Source organism: Alteromonas australica (assembly GCF_000730385.1).
GTDB lineage: Bacteria > Pseudomonadota > Gammaproteobacteria > Enterobacterales > Alteromonadaceae > Alteromonas > Alteromonas australica.
This window is the reverse complement of the sequence record NZ_CP008849.1, coordinates 2,213,658-2,232,818: the sequence shown is the minus strand read 5'-3', so window position 1 is coordinate 2,232,818 and position 19,161 is coordinate 2,213,658. Positions and strand designations below refer to the sequence as shown.

The following is a 19,161-nucleotide window of genomic DNA, read 5'->3' as shown; positions in this document are numbered from 1 at the left end:
ACACCTACAAAAAAGGGCCTAACGGCCCTTTTTTTTGCATGCTTACGCAAAAATAATTATGCGTCAGGGTCGTTTTTATTCCACCAGAGGAAACGCGCTAAGGCTGGAAGCACAATAATGGCCCCTAACATGTTCACAACAAACATAAAGGTGAGCAAAATTCCCATGTCCATTTGGAATTTAAGCGATGAGAATACCCACGTGCTCACGCCTATTGCTAGTGTAATCCCCGTAAAGAGGACCGCACTTCCCCGTTCTTTTAATGCCGCTAAGTAAGCTTCCTGAACGGTGGCACCTTTTTTCAGCATTAAACTCTTCGTAGAAAGGATATAAATACCATAGTCCACACCTATACCCACTCCTAGTGCGATAACAGGTAGCGTAGAGACGGTGAGACCAATTTGAAGATATGTCATTAAGGCTTGCGCTAAAACCGACACCACATAGAGTGGGATCACCACTACAAGCGTTGCTCGTATAGAACGGAAGCTTATTAAACAAAGCGCAATAACCGCACCAAATACGTAAAGCATCATGGGATCTTGGGCTGCTTTAACCGCTTCATTCGTCGCCGCCATTACGCCAACAGGGCCCGAAGCTAAGCTAAATGACATGTCATCGGTTTGGTACTCATCGCGATAATCCTTCACCGCTTCAACCACGCGAGAAATGGTTTCGGCTTTGTGATCTTCCATAAAGAGAATGATTGGCATGACAGAGCAATCGCCATTCAGTAAACCCGATGAGGTTGGTACTCGCGAAATAGCCTGTACCAGTGTTTGCTGATTACGTGGTAATACTTGCCATTTCACATTGCCTTCGTTGTACCCTGCGTTGACAATTTTCGCCACAGACGCGAGTGAAACCGTAGACTGCACACCTTTAACATTCTCCATTTTCCATTGGAAATCATCCATGGCTCGCATCACGCTGTGTGACGTACAAGCTTCAGGCGTGGTTTCTACCAAGATAGAAATGTAATCAACAGTAACTTCATATTTGTCCGTAATAAGGAACGTGTCTTGGTTATAGCGCGATGTTTCATGAAGCGCAGGCGCACCGGCATGTAAATCACCTATTTTCATGTTTTGTGCCTGGAAATGCCCAAATACAAACAAGATGCCGGTGATGATTAAAATAATTGCCGCTGGTTTTTTACGAGAGCACGCCGCAATCACTGCCCAAAAACGAGCATTGGCATTTTCTTTACCGGCAAACTTGTCTACATACATTTTATCAAGCTTTAAGAAACTCATCAGCACTGGTAACAGCACCAAATTCGTCAAGATAATCACTGCCACACCCATACTGGCGGTAATGGCGAGTTCTCGAATAATGCCGATATCAATAACCAATAATGTCATGAAGCCTACGGTGTCAGAAAGCAAAGCTATGCCCCCTGGAATAAGCAGGTTTCTAAATGCTGCCATTGAGGCTCGCTTCGCGCCAATGCCGGTAACGGCCTGTTTCTCAACAGCGTTAATCATTTGAACGCCATGACTGACGCCAATGGCAAAGACTAAGAAAGGCACTAATATTGACATGGGGTCCATGCCAAAGCCTAACGAGGTTAACAACCCTAATTGCCAAATGACGGCAATTACCGAACAAAGTAAAGGCAGTAAAGTCAGCATTAAACTGCGCGAGAAGAAGTACACCATGACAGCGGTAATCGCGATAGCGATGGCGAAAAACAGTAATACATCTTTCGCTCCGTCAGCCACATCACCAATCATTTTCGCAAAGCCGATGATATGAATGGAAATGCGATCATTTTCGTATTGGGTACGGAGCTGCTCTTCCAATTCAGCGGCTAACGCAAGGGTATCTAAAGGTTCGCCTGTTTGCGGGTCGATGTCTAATAGTTGTGCCGTGACCATGGCGCAACTGTAATCGCTGGCCACTTGACGTCCAACAATGTTGGCTTTTTCAATGTTGGCGGCCACCAATGCAAGGGCGTCGTCACTTTGCGAATTAAAGTCTGCTGGAATGACGGGGCCGCCAGCAAAGCCCCCTTCTACAATTTCGGTAAATCGCGTAGAAGGAGAAAAAAGTGATACCACCAAGGAACGATTCACACCGTTTATAAAAAACAGCTGATCGTGCACATTTTTTAACGTGTCGAAAAAGTTCGTGTTAAAGATATCACCGTCTTTATCACACACCGAAACCAAAATATTGTTTGCACCGCCAAAGTCTTTGCGGTGTTCAATATAGGTTTTCATGTATTCATGATTCAGTGGGATGTTTTTTTCGAAACCTGCGTCTAAACGCATTTGTGAGGCTTGATAGCCGAGAAAAAGGGTTGCAAGTGCGAAGATAGCAACCAATAGTTTGCGATTTGCAAAAACAAGATGTTCTATAAATTGGGTCATTGTCTAGTGCTACCCTACTCTAACGTTAGCGTTTTAATACCATTGGCTGTTACAGCAATGGTCTGGCCCTTAAACGACACAGCATTAAGCAATGCTGCCTTATCTGCAACTTGTTGAGTTGCAACGCCCTTAGCGGGTTCACAATTGGAAGGGCTTGCGTATGGGTCGTGATAACTGGTTTCAAATGGACGCTCTGCAGACACTAAAATACCATTGTTACCAAGGGCGAAAACCTGATTGTCATTACCAACGTAAATAGAATTCAAAGTGCTAGTAGAGCAGGTATTGATGTAGTCCCAATTCTGATTATCTCTTGAAACAAACACATTTCCTCTTAGCCCAACGGCAAGCACTGTGGTCTCATCTAACGGTTTGATATCAAAAAATGAGCCGGTGTAATCCACGGTATAGCGTTGCCAGGTCTTACCTTCGTCTGTACTGCTAGCCAATAATCCAGCTTCGCCAGCCAAGTACAATGTTGACGCTGAGCCTGTGACTCTATTTAAGTGAGGCAGTATTGATTCTAGTTCTTGCTGGTAAAATGCTTCGCTTTCTTCCCGAACACTTTCTAAGTATTCAAGGTCATAAGGGTCTAATAAACTGGCATGCCTCTCTGCTGCCCAGTTTTCACCACCGTCTGTTGTACGATAGAAAAGGCCGTAAGCGCCTATAGCAATGCCATGTTCGGCGGTGAAGAATAATACATCAAGAAATGGGCGTTGTAATTCTGGCTGAAAGTTTTGAACTTGCCAGGTTTCACCTTTATCCGGTGAATGTAAAATAACGGCATCATGCCCTACTGCCCAAATGTTATCGCCCACAATGGTGGTTGCGGTAAGCGTTGATTGACTAGGCACTTCAACTTGTTTGAACGATTTACCATCCTCAGAAATAAGGATGTGACCTCTTTCACCGACAATAACCACAAAATTACCTGCGTCCACATCAAGCAGTACGGACTGTTCAACCAAAGGTGCGATAAACGCTTCTTCCGCGTGCAGCTTAGATGAATAGCTTACTGCGATTGCTGCTGTCATGCAGGCTGCAATGGTTCTTTTTATCATTAACCATTCCCCTAAATTTTAATTGTCCAAAAACAAAAACGGTTGGCAGTGCCAACCGTTTGTTGTGAAAGGTGATTAGCGCATACCTTCTCGTCGTAACGCCTGAGGCGTAAATTCAACGTCTCTTGGGCGTACACTAAAGTCGTACATAGACTCTTCGTTATCTAACCCAATAGCCAAGTAACGACGAGAATTTAAATCGTGATACGCATCAAGGGTAGACCACTGTGTTGGTACTTCATAGTAGTTAACACCATAAGCTACAGCAACACGATAAAGTTCGCCACGGTTATCATACATATCAGCCACTTGTACTTGCCAGCTATCTTCATCAATGAAGAATACGCGTTTTTGATAAATGTGACGGAAGCCTTCTTTTAGCGTTGCTTCAACCACCCAAACGCGGTGCTTTTCCCAACGGGTTAAATCAGGATTAACGTGGTTTGGCGTTAAGATGTCTTCATAGCTTGCGTTCTCAGAGTGTAACTTGTAGTTGTTATAGGCAACATACATCTCTTTTTTACCAACTAACTTCCAGTTATAACGGTTAGGTGAACCATTAAACATATCGAAGTCATCGGTAGTACGAAGGCCATCTGCTGCGGTTCCCGGCGTGTCATAAGCAATGTTTGGTGCTAGACGAACACGGCGCTGACCAGTGTTGTAAGTCCATGCTTTGCGAGGCTCTTTAACTTGGTCAACCGTTTCATGTACCAATAGTGCCGTACCGGCCAAACGTGCAGGCTTAGTCACTTTCTGTTTAAACATGAATAATACGTTTTCGTCAGTCAGTTTCTCAGGTGTTGCCCCTTCTTCAGCGTATTTAATCATAAGCTGTTCATCGAAACCGATAACGTTGTAATCACCCGAGGTGGTTACTGCTGCTTGACCGCCGTTTCGTTGTACGGCTTCACCGCGATAGCGAAGAATATGATTCCAAATCGCTTCTAACCCATTTTTTGGAATAGGGAATGGAATACCGAGTACCGCGCCTTTAATACCGTTACCACCATCTAGCAATTCTGCGCGGGTAGCATTTACCTTAGTGGCCTCATAAATTTCTTGCGGGTTAGAGGCTGAACGACGGGTTGGGTAAACCGGCATACGGAACGTTTCTGGGTAGGCTTCAAATAACTTAATTTGGCCTTCAGAAAGGTACTCAGCATACTCTTTGTAATTTTGTGCGGTTATTTCAAAAAGCACTTTATCTTCTGGATAAGGGTCAGGGTGATGGTCGCCCACTGAATACCCATCAGGTGCTTTGGTAATACCGCCAGTCCAAGCGGGAATGCTGCCATCAGCATTGCCCGACTTTTCTGCACCCAATGGCGTTAATTCGTTGCCAAGCTTGTTTGCTTCAGCCTCAGTGATTTTCGCTAACGCATGCGTTCCGGTGAGTGCTAGCGACATTGCCGCTGCGATAATTCCTAGTTTCTTAATCATAAATACCACTCTTTAAATTGCGTACTTGATGTTAAACGAAATGAAGTCTCTATCTGAAAGCGCATTCGTTGTACCTATGCCGCCCCAGAAAGCACTGTAAGAAGCGGTTGCTGACCATTTGCTTAAGTAGTCAAATGTCAAAGATACTGCCGCTGACTTAACATCTTCGGTGAAAAGGTATAGTGGATCCGGTGTGGTTCCATCTACATCATGAGAAAACGTTGCTCTTGCACGCAGGTTAATGCCTGCCATTACGTCGTTCCAATCGGCCACCGCAAGTAAACGGTATCCCCACGCATCTTCAGTGGCAAATGGATTGGTTTCTGGGCCATTTGACAAGCCAACGAGTAGCCCGTCACGGGTATTACCATCGGCGGTAGGCTCAAGCGAGGGGGTACGTGACGTGCCTGGCGCGTTCAAACGAATAACGTCCGGGTCTGGCATATCAACAATATTGACGTAACCCACTTCACCTAAAAGTACGAAGTTGTCAGTGCCAAATTTAGGGCCAAACACATGAGATGCTGTAAATTGCATTTGCCAAGTATCTGAAAATAGATAACCTTCGGCTGTTTCGCCAGGTCCTACCGTACGGCCAATGTTGTTAAGCTGTGATATGCCGGCTAAGTCGTCACGACGTAAAGCGTCAATATCTGAGTTAGCTAACTGTTCAGGCATACCCATATAAAGGAGTTCAACATCATCAATTTGTAGAGGCTCATCCACACGATAAGCAAATTCACCTGCAAAGGCGGTTGTGCCGATATTGGTATTAAAGCTCATGCCATACAGGCCAATATCTTCAGGATAGTAAAACTCTGATTGAGTAAACACGCCTAAGTCGGTGATATTGTCTTTTGTGATGGTATTTTCTTTTAAGTACGCTAAGTCAGTGAAAATACCTGCGGCAGAGAAATCAGATGTTTTACCTGAAATCAAAGGGCGTTGGCTATGGTAGTTAATGTGGTAAAAACTAAACTCAGTTTCGTTTAAGTTTTCAGCAAACCACGTTAAACGTAACCCATATTGGCCTTGGTCGTCAGCGTCGTTATGGGCTTCATCAGAATAGCCTCGAATGGCCACTTTTGTGCCGTAAAGTGCGTAAGCGCCTAACAAATCGGTTTCGCTAGTACCCGCATTAAGCAGTGCACCGTACTGATTGAGCACTTCTAGTAAGTGATCTAGGTCAATATCAGGGTTACCACTAAAGCCTAACTGAATATTTTGGCTTTGACCGCCCTCGCCTGCAAAGTCATTGCCGGCGAAGTAACTTCCTGAAACAGGTAGCCAACTGCGTTGCCATTCATACTGGTAATAACCTGAAATGCTCACGTTGTTTGTTATACCTAGTGAGGCGTAAACCATGCCTACCGGTAAAAAGACTTCTTTAAGTTCCGCACCAGGCGCTCGAGCACGAGTAACATCAACAGGGTTGGTGGTATTAATACCGTGCTGAATGAAGGTACTTTCACCCCAGCTGATAACTTGGCGGCCTACACGTAATGTGAAGGGCTTATCGCCAATCCACCAATCACCATAGAAGAAGGCATCATAAAGGCGAACATCAGTACAGAGTAAATCTTCGGCTGCAGGGTCTTCACATAAATCGTGCTGCACGCCAGTAATGGGATTTGAGTAAGGACGATCGCCATCCATTTGCTCAAAATCATAGAACCAGAAACCACGGGCAAAGAAGCCGTAGTCGCCAAAATTAATATCAAGTTCATGGCTACCGGAAATTTGCGTCGCGAACGCATCACCGGGATCGTGGGATAAATTACCTAAATCGCCATTCGTAGAGTATCCGCCATCGGCAAGTGCCCATACGTCACTGCTAGCATAAAGCGGATTAAAAGCTGCATGATAACCAGACCAATCAAACTGCGCGTGGTTACTATTACCTATTAAACTATAGTCACGACTTTCTGTGCGTATACTCGTCGCGAGTGTAAACGTTGAATCCAGTGAAATGGTGGCGTCACCGACCTGCCAGTTTGCAGCGTGTGCGGGAAGACTTACTGCACCTAATAGCGTGAGTACGCCAGCAGCAACGGGTGACATTTTGAAAGCGCTAGGCCTGTTTATCATATTTTTATACTCCCAAGTCTACGCGTGAGATTGCGTGACAACGTGATCAATCATATCGATTAACAAAATGATTACATCATTTTGTCAGAACCGCAAGAACTAATCCTACCAGTTAACAAAATTTACAACATTAGTGGTATCAAATAGTTAATGCTGCAGTAAGAGTATAAAAGCTGTTTATTTTCATGTTTAAAAAATAAACAGCTTTTAACATTTACTACTATTACGCAGTTCTCGGAAGAATGAAATTGAGAATAAGTATAAGATGTGTGTGACGCTGTTTGCGTTTTGGTAATTACCGAACGCGTTCGAAAGCGACAATTTTAAGTTGTGCGTTCACTGTCATTCTAAAGCGCCCTTTTACACCTTGTGAGGTGATAAATTGTCTAAGTCGACTGGTTGGCACTTGCACTTTAACACCATTGTCAGCGACCAATACTACATTAGGCGCAGAAGGAGAATAAAGTGCCTCACATTGACTGTAAGGCACATTGATTGAGAAAAAGTAATACGTTGAATTAGTGGTTGTGTTGTTCATCGTAAGCGAGGCTTTTACTTACCTTTTCAAAAAGATCTTTGCTAAGGCCTTTATGATTCAGTAATCGCGCTAATTGTGCTTTCATCAATTGCTGATGATCTGCATTGAACCCTTGCCATTGAGTTAAAGGCGTCACAATTCGCGCTGCCACTTGCGGGTTAATCCCATCAAGCTTTAATAAGTAATCAGTCACAAATTTATAGCCACTTCCATCTAGCGCGTGAAACTTTTCACTGTTGTAAAAAGCGAAACTACCCACCAGAGAACGTACACGATTAGGATTACCCAGACTAAATTGCGGATGTTCGCTTAGCATGGTGATGGTCGCTAAAATATCGTCTTTTGGTTGGGTGGCATGTAACGCAAACCATTTATCTAACACTAATGCGTCATGACACCATTGGGTTTCAAAGCGCGCCATCAAGGTCTCGAAAACACGGGTATACTGCGCCGCTTTAAGTGCGCCGAGAGAATCTGTCATGTTATCGGCGTTATCAAATTGGGAAACCACGACATGCTCAAACTCAGGTAATCTCGCTAAGTGAGCCAAAATCACATTTTTACAACGTCGTGCTATTACCGCGCTTTGGTTATAGGCGTAGTCCCCGGTATCAATGTGCAAAAAGATATGGTTAAGCACCTTACTTAATTGCTGTGCAAAGAGAAGACAAAATTGGTTTCTAGCGGCAACGAGGCGCGCCACATCAATGTCTTTTCTCGTTTGACACAACGTTTCAAAGGTGGGAATAACTAAACACTCGCCTAGCAATTCTAAATTGCCCTGCTCGCTTTTTATCGCTGATTCCAGATCTGTCCACAATGAGGCTTCTATAGGTGCCGTTACGTCATCATACAATGCACTGATACAGCGACTATACAGGGTTTGCATGGCATCCCAACGGTTAAAGGGGTCTTTACCGTGAGTAAATATTGTCAGTAAACCGTCTGTTTCAAGGGGATTATCTACCTTCACAGGTGCAGAAAAATTACCTAACAAAACAGGGGTTAGTTTTTCTGTGGTTGCGCTTACTGAAAAGCTGAGCGAAGGGGTATCCAGAATGATAAGCCCATTGTTAATGAGACCTTGTTCATCAACATACTGATTGCCGTCTTCATCAATAATTTCTATGGCAACAGGAATATAAAGAGGTTGCTTAGTTGCTTGATCGGCAGTGGCAGGTGTCGTCTGTGAAAGCGTGAAGTTGTGCTTGCCTGTTTGCGCATTGAATTGGTGGCTTAAGCTGATTTCTGGCGTACCTGATTGACTATACCACAGTGCGAAATGACTCAAATCTATCTCTGTGGCAGATTGCATAGCTGCCACAAAATCATCGCAGGTGACGGCCTGACCATCGTGACGTTTAATGTATTCGTCCATGCCACGCCTAAAGCCTTCTGGACCTAGCAAGGTATGGAACATACGAATTACTTCAGCGCCCTTGTCATATACCGTCACTGTGTAGAAATTATTCATTTCGATGACTTCATCAGGGCGAATGGGATGACTCATGGCACTGGCATCTTCTGCAAACTGATGTTCACGCATTACCCGTACATGCTTAATTCTATTGCTTAGTGGCGAGGTCATATCGGCACTGAATTGCTGGTCTCTAAACACAGTTAAGCCTTCTTTCAAGCTTAACTGAAACCAGTCTCTGCATGTCACGCGATTACCTGTCCAGTTATGGAAATACTCGTGGGCTATTACAGATTCTACATTGAAGAAGTCATCGTCGGTGGCAGACGCTTGTTCAGCGAGTACAAATTTACTGTTGAAAACATTTAAACCTTTGTTTTCCATTGCACCCATGTTGAAAAAGTCCACGGCCACAATCATGTAAATATCTAGGTCATATTCCAACCCAAATACGTCTTCATCCCACTTCATCGCGCGCTTAAGTGAAGCGAGGGCAAAATGGCCTTGGGCTTTTTTTCCTTTATCGACATACAACTCGAGTGCCACCTCTTTACCGCTCATGGTGGTGTACGTATCGGAAAGTAAATCAAAGTCCCCTGCGACTAACGCGAATAAGTAACTGGGTTTAGGGTGCGGATCGTGCCAAGTGACAAAATGTTTGCCGTCGTCAATTTGGCCTTTATCCACGGGGTTACCGTTAGACAATAGCATGGGTAAATCAGTGTCGCCCACCACAGTAACCGTATAAACGGCCAAAATATCTGGTCGGTCCATAAAATAGGTAATACGACGAAACCCTTCTGCTTCACACTGCGTACAATAGGCGCCACCAGACAAATACAAGCCTTCAAGCGCTTTGTTATTTTTAGGGTCTATTTCTGTGTGAATTTCTAATTCGAACGTATCCTCGTCGGTATTAATGGTGAGACCTTCGTCACTGAGTGTGAAATCTGAAAAGTCATTTTTGTTTAACAGTAGGGATTTGAGCGTTAATTTATCCCCATCTAATACTAATGGTTTGTTGTGGTCACCCTGCCTGTTGATAGTGAGTACGCTGACGACGCGGGTGGCAGTTGGATGAAGATTAACGGTTAAATTGACCGTTGAGATAAGGAAAGCGGGCGGTTGATAATCCGCCCTCTTTTTTACGTGTACTGACATAGATTCTCCTAACAGAAATTCTACGCAACAACATTACTGACTAGCTTCGTTGGCACCTGTTGAACCTTGCGGTGGTGTTAAACGAAGTATCTTTATTCCAAGGTAAGCATAAATGATGGCTAATATTGGATTAATAACATTGAAGAATGCATAGAAAATATAATCAAATGGATTGACCAGTAGAACACTGTGCATGTAAGCGCCACAGGTATTCCAAGGAATAAGTGGCGAGGTTAATGTGCCACCGTCTTCTAAGCTGCGAGATAGGTTAAGTTGGTCTAGTCCGCGCTTTTTAAATTCTTCTTTATACATACGTCCTGGCATGACGATAGAAATATATTGATCTGCTGTAACTAAGTTAGTGGCAAAGCAAGTTAGTATGGTTCTGCTAACCATATCACCGGCCGATTTTGCACCGAGCAGAATGGCCGAAACAGCACGTTTTAATAGCCCTACTCGTTCAAGTACTGCGCCAAATGACATAGCACAAATAATCAGCCAGATGGTATTGAGCATGGACGACATGCCGCCGCGAGAAAGCAAACTATTTAGGTTTTCATCTGGGGTAGAAAAGCTCACGCCGTCAAACAAGGCAATCCAAACGACTTTTAGCGCACCTATGCTAGCACTGTCGCCTTCACTTGCCATTGATGAAACTAAATCCCATTGAAAAACGACCGCCCAAACACCACCTAGCAACGCACCAATAAATACCGCGGGAAAGGCTGGCATTTTCTTCACCGCTAAGGTTAACAGAACCACTAAGGGCACGAGCATGTACCAACTAAGGTCAAACGATTCACCTAAGAGTAATTGCATTTGCTCAATACGTTCAGCTTTCGCTTCACCTACTTCGCTAAACCCTAAGAATACAAACAACAATAAAGCAATCACAAAGCTGGGTATGGTGGTCCAAAGCATATAACGGATGTGCTCGAACAAATCGGTGCCTGCTACTGCTGGCGCTAAGTTAGTGGTTTCGGATAGCGGTGATATTTTATCGCCGAAATAAGCGCCCGATACCACTGCACCTGCAGTAATCGCGGTAGACATTTCCATGCCTGCAGAAACCCCCATGAGTGCCACACCAACCGTTGCAGCGGTTGTCCATGAACTGCCTATACTCATTGCTACTACAGCGCAAATTAAGCAGGTTGCAGCATAAAAGAACGAAGGATTAAGGAGTTCTAAGCCAAAATAGATAAGCGTGGGCACCGTACCCGCTAGCATCCATGTCCCAATCAAAGAGCCGACTGCCAGCAAGATTAGACAGGCCCCTAGTGACATGGATATACCGTCTACGATGCCTTTTTCAATGGCTTTCCAAGTATGGCCGTTTTTCATACCAATGATAGCGGCTAAGCCCATCGCCAAAAGCAAGGCGATTTGATTAGGACCATAAGAGGAGTCATCTTCAAATAGGAAAACGGCACTTCCCATCATGATAACCAAGGAAACTATGGGGATAAGTGCATCAAGTAATGATGGTGTTTTTAGTTCTTTTTTCATTGTTATATTTTTAAAAACCTACTGTTTACATTACGGAGCGATAAAACATGAGCGCAATGATGACCGGGCAGACAAAACGAACATACCAAGGCCAAATTTTCCAAAAAACACTGTGTTCAGCGTTTTCATCACCCTCTTTGAGTTCCGCTAAAATGGCGTCGCGTTTCCAAATCCAACCCGCAAAGATGCATAATACAAGGCCGAGTAGCGGCTGACTGTATTCTGTTGTTAGTGCGATGACAAATCCAAATAAGGTTGAGAAATTGACAATGATAATGCAGCTCAACCCAAAGATAATTGACGCCATGAGCAAAACCGCTTTCTTTCTTACTAACCCTTTGCTTTCTACCATGTAAGCGACAGGCACTTCTAGCATCGAAATTGAAGACGTAACTGCCGCAATGGCCATTAACGCAAAGAAAGTAAAAGCAACAAAAATGCCGACACCGCCAATAGTATCAAATAATGCAGGCAAAACCTTGAAAATGAGTGTGTCGCCTTGGATAAGCGCGCCGTCTGGCGTAAAGATCTCTACACCGTTATTAAGTGCCACGTACATGGCTGGAATGATGAGCATACCTGCGATAACGGCAACACCAATGTCCACTAGCGCAACAGATGCACCGATTGAGGGAAGGTTTTCTTTTTTGCTTAAGTAGGAACCGTAGACCAGCATGGTACCAACACCTAACGACATAGAGAAAAATGCTTGCCCCATGGCATTGATAAGTAAGTCAGGATCGAGCACTCGAGAAAAGTCAGGCACTAAATAAGCGCTCCAGCCTTCAATGGCGCCGGGCTGAAAACTTACGTAAACAATCAGTGCTATGATGAGCAGAACCAATGTGGGCATTAAACGAACAGACCACTTCTCAATTCCGGCTTTTACACCACCCACCACGATAAACGCCGTTAATGCCATGAAAAGAAAACAGAATATCACGTTACGCGTAACTGAATCAGTAAGCAGCCACTCGCTTGCACTGGTTAAGCCGAACAGGCTTACGGCGGCGTCGGCGAAATACACTAGCATCCAACCACCCACAATGGCATAAAACGCGAGAATAAGGGAGACAGTTACGCACCCCCACAAACCTGTGGCTCGGCCAACGAAATTGCCGGAAATTTTACCCAGCGCGTCCACCATATTAGCGCGAGAACTTCGCCCTATGATGAGTTCGGCCATTAATACTGGATAGGCCAATACGAAGGCGAGTAAAAGGTAAACTAATACAAAAGCGGCACCGCCATTGCTTGCCACCTTCGTCGGGAACCCCCAAATATTGCCTAATCCCACTGCTGACCCTGCCGCGGCCAACACAAACCCTATGCGCGAAGAGAATTCGCCTCTGATAGCCATGTCGTTTCCCTTTATTATTGTTGTATGCGGATGTCAGACACAAAAAAAGGGCTGGCCATAGACCAGCCCTTCATCGACAACCTTTAATTTCTTGTTATTGCGTATCTGCCTGTTTGAATCATATCGAAGGTGATATTTGCTGCTTCATCCAAGAAAGGATCAAGCTCATCCATGTCTTCAGGCAAATCGTCTAACGAAGCCACGGTTTCCATACCAAGGCGCTGTAAACGCTCATTAGCGCGCGCTAGCGACTTTTCTTCAGCTTCTTTCTTATCGGCTTCTCGCTCAGACTTTACTAGCGAGATATAGTTTTTATCTTTGTTTTCTTTATATTCTTCAATGTCTTCATAAATATAAGAAAACTCAGGGTCTTGCATAATACGTTTATTGTGCTTCGCCGTTAATACGTCTAATGCAGCTTGACCATCAGCGAAGGTAGTATAATTCGCTCGTTTAATGCTGTCCCATGGCAATGCATTTTCTGCCTTAGCCTCGCCCCACTCTTCAGGCTCAACTGCTGACGGATAAAGAATGTCTGGTACTACGCCTTTATGCTGTGTGCTACCACCGTCGATACGGTAAAATTTTGCAATCGTGAATTGAACACTGCCTAGCGGATTATCATACAAATCGTAGATTTTACCCAGGCCACGGTGTTGTTGTACCGTACCTTTACCAAAGGTTTGTTCGCCAATAATTAAGGCACGGTTGTAGTCTTGCATGGCGGCAGCAAAAATTTCTGATGCTGATGCACTGTAGCGGTCAACCAGCACGGTTAGCGGGCCGTCATACGCCACCATACCGTCTGTGTCTCTATTGACGCTGACTTTGTTTTGGCCATAACGTATTTGAACCACAGGTCCTTTTTCGATAAATAAACCGGTCAGTAAAGTGGCTTCAGTCAGTGAACCACCACCGTTACCCCGCAAATCGACAATCATACCTTTCACATTTTGTGCTTTAAGGCTTTCGATTTCTTTAGCAACGTCAGCATGCAGGTTGTTGTAAAAACTTGGGATAGTGATAACCCCTAGCGGTTCATCTGCGTGTGGACCACTGTCTGGAACATACACTTCAGAACTCGCAGCACGGTCTTCAAGTTTAATTTTGTCTCGGGTTAAGCTAACCACAGAGTTGGTTTTACCGTCGGTAACCCCTTTTTGAACCTGTAAACGCACTGTACTGCCTTTCGGCCCTTTAATGAGTTCTACCACTTCATCTAACCGCCAACCTACAACATCGACGAATTCTTCATCTTCTTGCGCAACGCCAATAATTTTATCTTCAGGTTTAAGTGCACCAGATTCGTCGGCTGGGCCGCCAGGTACAATGCTTTTGATAACGGTATAGTCATCTTCACTTTGCAATACGGCACCAATCCCTTCAAACGACAAATTCATTTCCATTTGGAAGCGATCTGCATTGCGGGGCGATAAATAACTGGTGTGCGCTTCTACTGTTCGGGCAAAGGCATTCATTGCAGTTTGGAAAACGTCTTCGCTTTTCGCCTGTTTTGTGCGTTTAATTGCGCGGTTATAACGTTTTTGCAATAACTCTTTGGCTTCTTCCCAGGTTTTGTCAGCGAGGATCAGGTTAAGTGCATCGTACTTAACCCGTTGACGCCAGATTTCGTCTAGCTCTTGTTGATTTGCTGGCCAATCGGCTTCTTCACGATCGTAATAAAACTTATCGTCTGCTTTTTCAAAGTCGAATGGCCCCTTGTCTAACAAGGAGAGCGCGTATTCGTAGCGCTCCACTCTGCGTTTTGCACTTACGTTATACATGTCGTATGCAATAGAAAGGTTACCTTTCTTTAATGCATCATCGAATGCAGTGCGGTATTTTTCAAACGCCACCACATCAGACAACATGAGAACCTGTTTATTGTGATCTAGCGAATCAACAAATTTTTGGTAAATACGTGCAGAGAGAGCGTCATCCAACGAAATTTCCTTGTAGTGAGCGCGGGTAAATAAGGCGCTCACTCGCTTTGCTGCAACACTGTGCTGAGTTTCTTGTTGGAGTATGGGAAGCTCTTCAACATCAGGCGTGGTTGTGACAGCGCCGGCGCCTACCCCAACGGTAAGAAACGCACTGGCAATGGAAATTCGAAGGATATCTTTCATATATTACGACCTCTTGGAACGCGCCAAACGTAAAGCATCTGCATTTACTTTTACCACCATGCCCGTGTCTAGCTGAACATGGATCCCGTCTTTGGCTACTTCAGTGATAACAGCCGGCATAGGTGTTTTGCCTAGCTTAACTGTTACTTTTGTACCCTGCTGCAAATCTTCATCAGTCAGTTTTGCGGGTGGTGTTTTATTTGGTCTGTTAATTTTCGGTTTAGTTCCCTGCTTATTATCAGCATGGCCTGAACTGACCGATTTTTCACCTTTTGGACGAGAAAATTGGCGTCTTTCTTTGTTTTTAGGTTGCTGCGCCTGTTTAGCTTTACGCTTTTCTGCCGCTTTCGCCTTACTTTCTTCTAGTTGTTTTTGGGCGTGTTCGGCATGCTCTTTCTCGATAGCGTCGCCTTCAGCACCATCAAGATCCACACGATGTGCGCCCTCTTTAATGCTGTAAAGGTAGCGCCAACTGTTGGTGTAATGACGAAGGGTTGAGCGTAGAAGCGTTTTGCTAACACGTTCTTCATCATTCAATCGTTCCGCTAAGTCTTGAAAAATGCCAATCTTAAGAGGGCGAGCTTCACCTTCTACGCTGAAGCATTTCGGAAAGGTTTCTGCAAGGAAAGCTATGACTTCCTTACTATTGGTAAACTTCTGTGGTGATTCCATTAAACTTTCTAAATTATTTAAGAGATTTCTTCATTACCCGCATCATCCCAAGTTGCCAGCGTGTGGTCAACCCAATCGAGCAATTCATCATCATCAATTTCTAATAAATGGCTATCTTGTTGCCAAGATTCCCATACGTGGTGTAACAGTTTTTCGAGACGCTCGGTCTCAATATCTTCGTCGGCTCTGTCATACATAGCATGAAGAATGAAATTCAGACGCTCAGATGCTTCATCTGGATCGTCATGAAAGTCGTCCATATCTTCGAACGTAGAAAGAACAACGTGAATATCTACATTGTATTTCATAATGTACGTTGAGATTCAATTAGAATATCAGCGATTTGTTTAAGTCCCGCCTCATCATCGGCGTCAAAACGACCAAATTTGGGGCTATCAATATCTAGCACACCGATTAATTCGTCGTTCACAATAAGGGGAATAACAATTTCTGAATTAGACGCGGCATCGCATGCGATATGGCCTGAGAAGGCGTGTACATCGTCAATACGTTGAATGGTTCTGGTTTCTGCAGCAGTGCCACATACACCCTTACCTATTGGTATACGTATGCATGCGGGTTGACCTTGAAACGGCCCTAGTACTAACTGAGATTCTTTGTGGAAATAAAAACCAGCCCAATTGACGTCTTCAAGCTGGTTGAATAGCAGCGCGCTCACATTTGCCATGTTGGCAATTAAATCGTGCTCACCAGAAACCAGGCTTTTCGCCTGGCTTACTAACTGGGTATAGTGTTCTTCTTTCAAGGAGTAACCCTAATTTTGAATAATACGAAAACTAACATTTACTCGCGCTTCTACCGTTTCCTGACCAGGTAAAGAGGTGACTTTTTCACTGAGAAAGGCATCTGCACGCATAACTGGAACGGGCATATTGCCACCAGATTCAGAGATTGCAACTACTTCCCCTATTTCTACCCCTAATTCTTTGGCTAAAAGGGTCGCCCGCGCCTTTGCATCCTTAACCGCAGCAACAAGAGCAACATCATAAGCGTTATTTTGCCCTTGGGATATAAAATTGAACTGTTGAATCCGATCTACCCCACGTTTTAGCACGCCATCTAATACTTGATCGTAATGATCTATGTTTGAATCGGTCACCACAATTTCTCTGGTTAAGGTAAATCCATCCTGAATGCGACCATTTGGCCCATTGACGTATCTAGGGTTTAACCGAACCTGCATTGATTGAATGTTTTGCTCTTGAATGTCCATCGAAAGCAAAAAGTTAACCACGTTGTTAATTTCACTGTTGGCCATTCCGTTAAGCTTACTTACTGTATTCCCTTGCGCTTCAATAATAAACGTGACTCGATAAGCATTGGGTGTGACGCTAACCGCGCCTGAACCTTGTACGTGAATTTGCGGTGTTTGCTCTTGTGTTTGGGCATGGAGAGCGCCTACAAATAAGAGCGTAGTAATAGCAAAAACAGTGTGTGTAAGAATTTTTTTGATCATGGTTATTCCTTTTGCTTTGCCTATACAACGACGGTTATCGCTGACGTTAACGTTGTACATTCCGGCTGTATTGAAATACGCAGCCCTTGATATCATTCAAGCATAGCCATTATTAGCGTTAATCTATACCAAAAATTTAAGGCGTCGCGTTTGGGTTATGACACACTACGCTACGGTTGCTGAATGAAAGGTGAATGGTCTATAGATAACGTTGATAATGCCTAGTCGCAAAAAACAAAAAGCCTTACATTAAAGTAAGGCTTTTAGAAGACGAATTCAGTATTTTGCGACTCGTTGAAGCTACACGGGTCTGCATGGTTAACGCAGGTGAATACGCCGTTATTTTAAAACCTGTTTTAGCGCGGCAAGGCAGTGGTCAATATTGCGGGGTTTGCAGGCATAGCCCATCAGCCCTATTCGCCATACTTTCCCGGCAAATTCGCCCAGTCCAGCGCCTATTTCCAAATTGAATTCGTTCAACAAGCGTTGACGCACATCGGCGTCATTTACGCCCGATGGAATTTCTACTACGTTTAATTGTGGTAAGCGGTAGTTTTTATCTACTGCTAAGGTGAGATTTAATGCTTCCAGTCCTTGCGCTAGCGCTTCATGGCCTCGTTGATGACGTTGCCATGCATTTTCAAGCCCTTCTTCTCTTAGCATCAATAAGGATTCGTACATGGCGTACATGCTATTTACGGGGGCCGTATGGTGATAGGCTCGCTTCGCACCACTTCCCCAATACCCTACAATTAAATTCATATCTAAAAACCAACTTTGTACTTTGGTTTTTCGGTTTTGAATAAGGTTGACTGCGCGATCACTAAACGACACGGGTGAAATACCCGGTACACAACTCAAACATTTTTGAGAGCCTGAATAGATGGCATCAATGCCCCAATCGTCCACTTTCAACTCAATACCGCCTAACGACGTTACTGCGTCTACAATGGTTAAACACTGGTATTTGTTGGCCAATTCACATAATGCTTTGGCGTCATTTCTTACGCCGGTAGAAGTTTCAGCATGAACAAACGCTAATACTTTGATATCAGGGTGTTTAGCTAATAGGTCTTCAACCGTATTGAGATCCGTTTGTGTGCCCCACTGATTATTGATTACAATGGCTTCACCACCACATCGCTCTACATTTTCAACCATGCGGTTACCAAACACGCCGTTAACGCAAACCAACACTTTGTCGCCGGGTTCAACCAAATTAACGAAGCACGCTTCCATGCCTGCAGAGCCAGGGGCGGAAATAGGCATGGTTAACGCATTTTCTGTTTGAAATGCGTATTGCAGCAATGATTTTGTTTCATCCATTAGCTCAATGAATAACGGGTCTAAATGACCTAGCGTAGGGCGTGCCATTGCATTAAGAATGCGCGGTGAGACATCTGATGGTCCTGGGCCCATTAACGTGCGTTCAGGGGGAAGAAAAGTAGACAGTTGCTTCATGTAGGCCTCGAATTATCAATGTTGTTTGGTGGCATTCTTACAGTGATAGCGCGTGGGTACAACCGTCTGTGTTCAACATAAATGAAATGAATGGGGGAAAGGATTTGTATTCATAGGTAGCGGTGGATGGGTTGTGAATAACGGGTGGGTAAATATTGAACAACTCAGTGATCATTGGTGGGCATTTTTAAGTATAAAGTCCGACCAGTAGGAACTTTTTGAAATTCTGAGCTTTTTTGACTACCTTTAAATAAAATTCAGTCTGTAAGATAAATTTCACAAATAATTTGTTTATAAATTGAACAAATGTGAACTATAATGACAGTCCGCTTGAGAGATTTAGCGAGTGCTTCTCCCTTGCAACAGTTAGCGCACGGCTCAGTAATGAGCCATTCCCCTAGGCCCGGAACGTCAGTTCTGGGCATTTTTTATGGGCGACTGTAAAAATAAGAGAGTGGAAACACGCGCCC

The 19,161-nt window shown here is 44.2% G+C and carries 14 protein-coding genes; all 14 read right to left on the bottom strand.

The features are described from left to right. Positions 1–56: 56 nt before the first annotated feature. The gene (locus EP13_RS09795) at positions 57–2,375 is read right to left on the bottom strand and encodes an efflux RND transporter permease subunit (RefSeq protein WP_044057134.1); all 2,319 of its coding nucleotides are present in this window, start codon (positions 2,373–2,375) and stop codon (positions 57–59) included. Positions 2,376–2,389: 14 nt separating this feature from the next. After that, positions 2,390–3,439 (bottom strand): WD40/YVTN/BNR-like repeat-containing protein, encoded by a 1,050-nt coding sequence (locus EP13_RS09790; RefSeq protein WP_231497849.1) that lies wholly within the window; start codon positions 3,437–3,439, stop codon positions 2,390–2,392. A 75-nt stretch (positions 3,440–3,514) separates the two neighbouring features. Continuing rightward, complete coding sequence (locus tag EP13_RS09785; protein ID WP_044057133.1) at positions 3,515–4,882, bottom strand: DUF1329 domain-containing protein; 1,368 nt, start codon at positions 4,880–4,882, stop codon at positions 3,515–3,517. Between the two features lie 12 nt (positions 4,883–4,894). Continuing rightward, complete coding sequence (locus EP13_RS09780; RefSeq protein ID WP_044057132.1) at positions 4,895–6,970, bottom strand: DUF1302 domain-containing protein; 2,076 nt, start codon at positions 6,968–6,970, stop codon at positions 4,895–4,897. 295 nt (positions 6,971–7,265) lie between these two features. Next, complete coding sequence (locus EP13_RS09775) at positions 7,266–7,508, bottom strand: DUF2835 family protein (RefSeq protein ID WP_044057131.1); 243 nt, start codon at positions 7,506–7,508, stop codon at positions 7,266–7,268. After that, positions 7,489–10,086, bottom strand: a complete 2,598-nt coding sequence (pepN, locus tag EP13_RS09770) for an aminopeptidase N (RefSeq protein ID WP_044057130.1) — start codon at positions 10,084–10,086, stop codon at positions 7,489–7,491. Before pepN ends, EP13_RS09775 begins: the two co-directional genes overlap by 20 nt. 33 nt (positions 10,087–10,119) lie before the next feature. After that, positions 10,120–11,595 (bottom strand): Na+/H+ antiporter NhaC, encoded by a 1,476-nt coding sequence (nhaC, locus tag EP13_RS09765; RefSeq protein ID WP_044057129.1) that lies wholly within the window; start codon positions 11,593–11,595, stop codon positions 10,120–10,122. A gap of 25 nt (positions 11,596–11,620) precedes the next feature. Further along, a complete protein-coding gene (locus tag EP13_RS09760) occupies positions 11,621–12,955 on the bottom strand; it encodes a sodium-dependent transporter (protein ID WP_044057128.1) in 1,335 nt (444 codons plus the stop codon). An 83-nt stretch (positions 12,956–13,038) separates the two neighbouring features. Beyond that, positions 13,039–15,081, bottom strand: a complete 2,043-nt coding sequence (prc, locus tag EP13_RS09755) for a carboxy terminal-processing peptidase (protein ID WP_044057127.1) — start codon at positions 15,079–15,081, stop codon at positions 13,039–13,041. Positions 15,082–15,084: 3 nt separating this feature from the next. Then, the gene (proQ, locus tag EP13_RS09750) at positions 15,085–15,753 is read right to left on the bottom strand and encodes an RNA chaperone ProQ (RefSeq protein WP_044057126.1); all 669 of its coding nucleotides are present in this window, start codon (positions 15,751–15,753) and stop codon (positions 15,085–15,087) included. Positions 15,754–15,770: 17 nt separating this feature from the next. Next, positions 15,771–16,061, bottom strand: a complete 291-nt coding sequence (locus tag EP13_RS09745) for a hypothetical protein (protein ID WP_044057125.1) — start codon at positions 16,059–16,061, stop codon at positions 15,771–15,773. Next, a complete protein-coding gene (locus EP13_RS09740) occupies positions 16,058–16,519 on the bottom strand; it encodes a GAF domain-containing protein (RefSeq protein WP_044057124.1) in 462 nt (153 codons plus the stop codon). The genes EP13_RS09745 and EP13_RS09740 overlap by 4 nt, the downstream gene beginning before the upstream one ends. Before the next feature lie 9 nt (positions 16,520–16,528). Beyond that, positions 16,529–17,230, bottom strand: a complete 702-nt coding sequence (locus tag EP13_RS09735; RefSeq protein WP_052364354.1) for an SIMPL domain-containing protein — start codon at positions 17,228–17,230, stop codon at positions 16,529–16,531. 339 nt (positions 17,231–17,569) lie between these two features. Continuing rightward, the gene (locus EP13_RS09730; protein WP_231497848.1) at positions 17,570–18,691 is read right to left on the bottom strand and encodes a pyridoxal-phosphate-dependent aminotransferase family protein; all 1,122 of its coding nucleotides are present in this window, start codon (positions 18,689–18,691) and stop codon (positions 17,570–17,572) included. Between the last annotated feature and the right edge of the window lie 470 nt (positions 18,692–19,161).

Excerpts from the sequence above, each read along its gene's own strand:
- EP13_RS09795 (WP_044057134.1), bottom strand. The coding sequence starts at position 2,375 with ATGACCCAATTTATAGAACATCTTGTTTTTGCAAATCGCAAACTATTG.
- EP13_RS09790 (WP_231497849.1), bottom strand. The coding sequence starts at position 3,439 with ATGATAAAAAGAACCATTGCAGCCTGCATGACAGCAGCAATCGCAGTA.
- EP13_RS09785 (WP_044057133.1), bottom strand. The coding sequence starts at position 4,882 with ATGATTAAGAAACTAGGAATTATCGCAGCGGCAATGTCGCTAGCACTC.
- EP13_RS09780 (WP_044057132.1), bottom strand. The coding sequence starts at position 6,970 with ATGATAAACAGGCCTAGCGCTTTCAAAATGTCACCCGTTGCTGCTGGC.
- EP13_RS09775 (WP_044057131.1), bottom strand. The coding sequence starts at position 7,508 with ATGAACAACACAACCACTAATTCAACGTATTACTTTTTCTCAATCAAT.
- pepN (WP_044057130.1), bottom strand. The coding sequence starts at position 10,086 with ATGTCAGTACACGTAAAAAAGAGGGCGGATTATCAACCGCCCGCTTTC.
- nhaC (WP_044057129.1), bottom strand. The coding sequence starts at position 11,595 with ATGAAAAAAGAACTAAAAACACCATCATTACTTGATGCACTTATCCCC.
- EP13_RS09760 (WP_044057128.1), bottom strand. The coding sequence starts at position 12,955 with ATGGCTATCAGAGGCGAATTCTCTTCGCGCATAGGGTTTGTGTTGGCC.
- prc (WP_044057127.1), bottom strand. The coding sequence starts at position 15,081 with ATGAAAGATATCCTTCGAATTTCCATTGCCAGTGCGTTTCTTACCGTT.
- proQ (WP_044057126.1), bottom strand. The coding sequence starts at position 15,753 with ATGGAATCACCACAGAAGTTTACCAATAGTAAGGAAGTCATAGCTTTC.
- EP13_RS09745 (WP_044057125.1), bottom strand. The coding sequence starts at position 16,061 with ATGAAATACAATGTAGATATTCACGTTGTTCTTTCTACGTTCGAAGAT.
- EP13_RS09735 (WP_052364354.1), bottom strand. The coding sequence starts at position 17,230 with ATGATCAAAAAAATTCTTACACACACTGTTTTTGCTATTACTACGCTC.
- EP13_RS09730 (WP_231497848.1), bottom strand. The coding sequence starts at position 18,691 with ATGAAGCAACTGTCTACTTTTCTTCCCCCTGAACGCACGTTAATGGGC.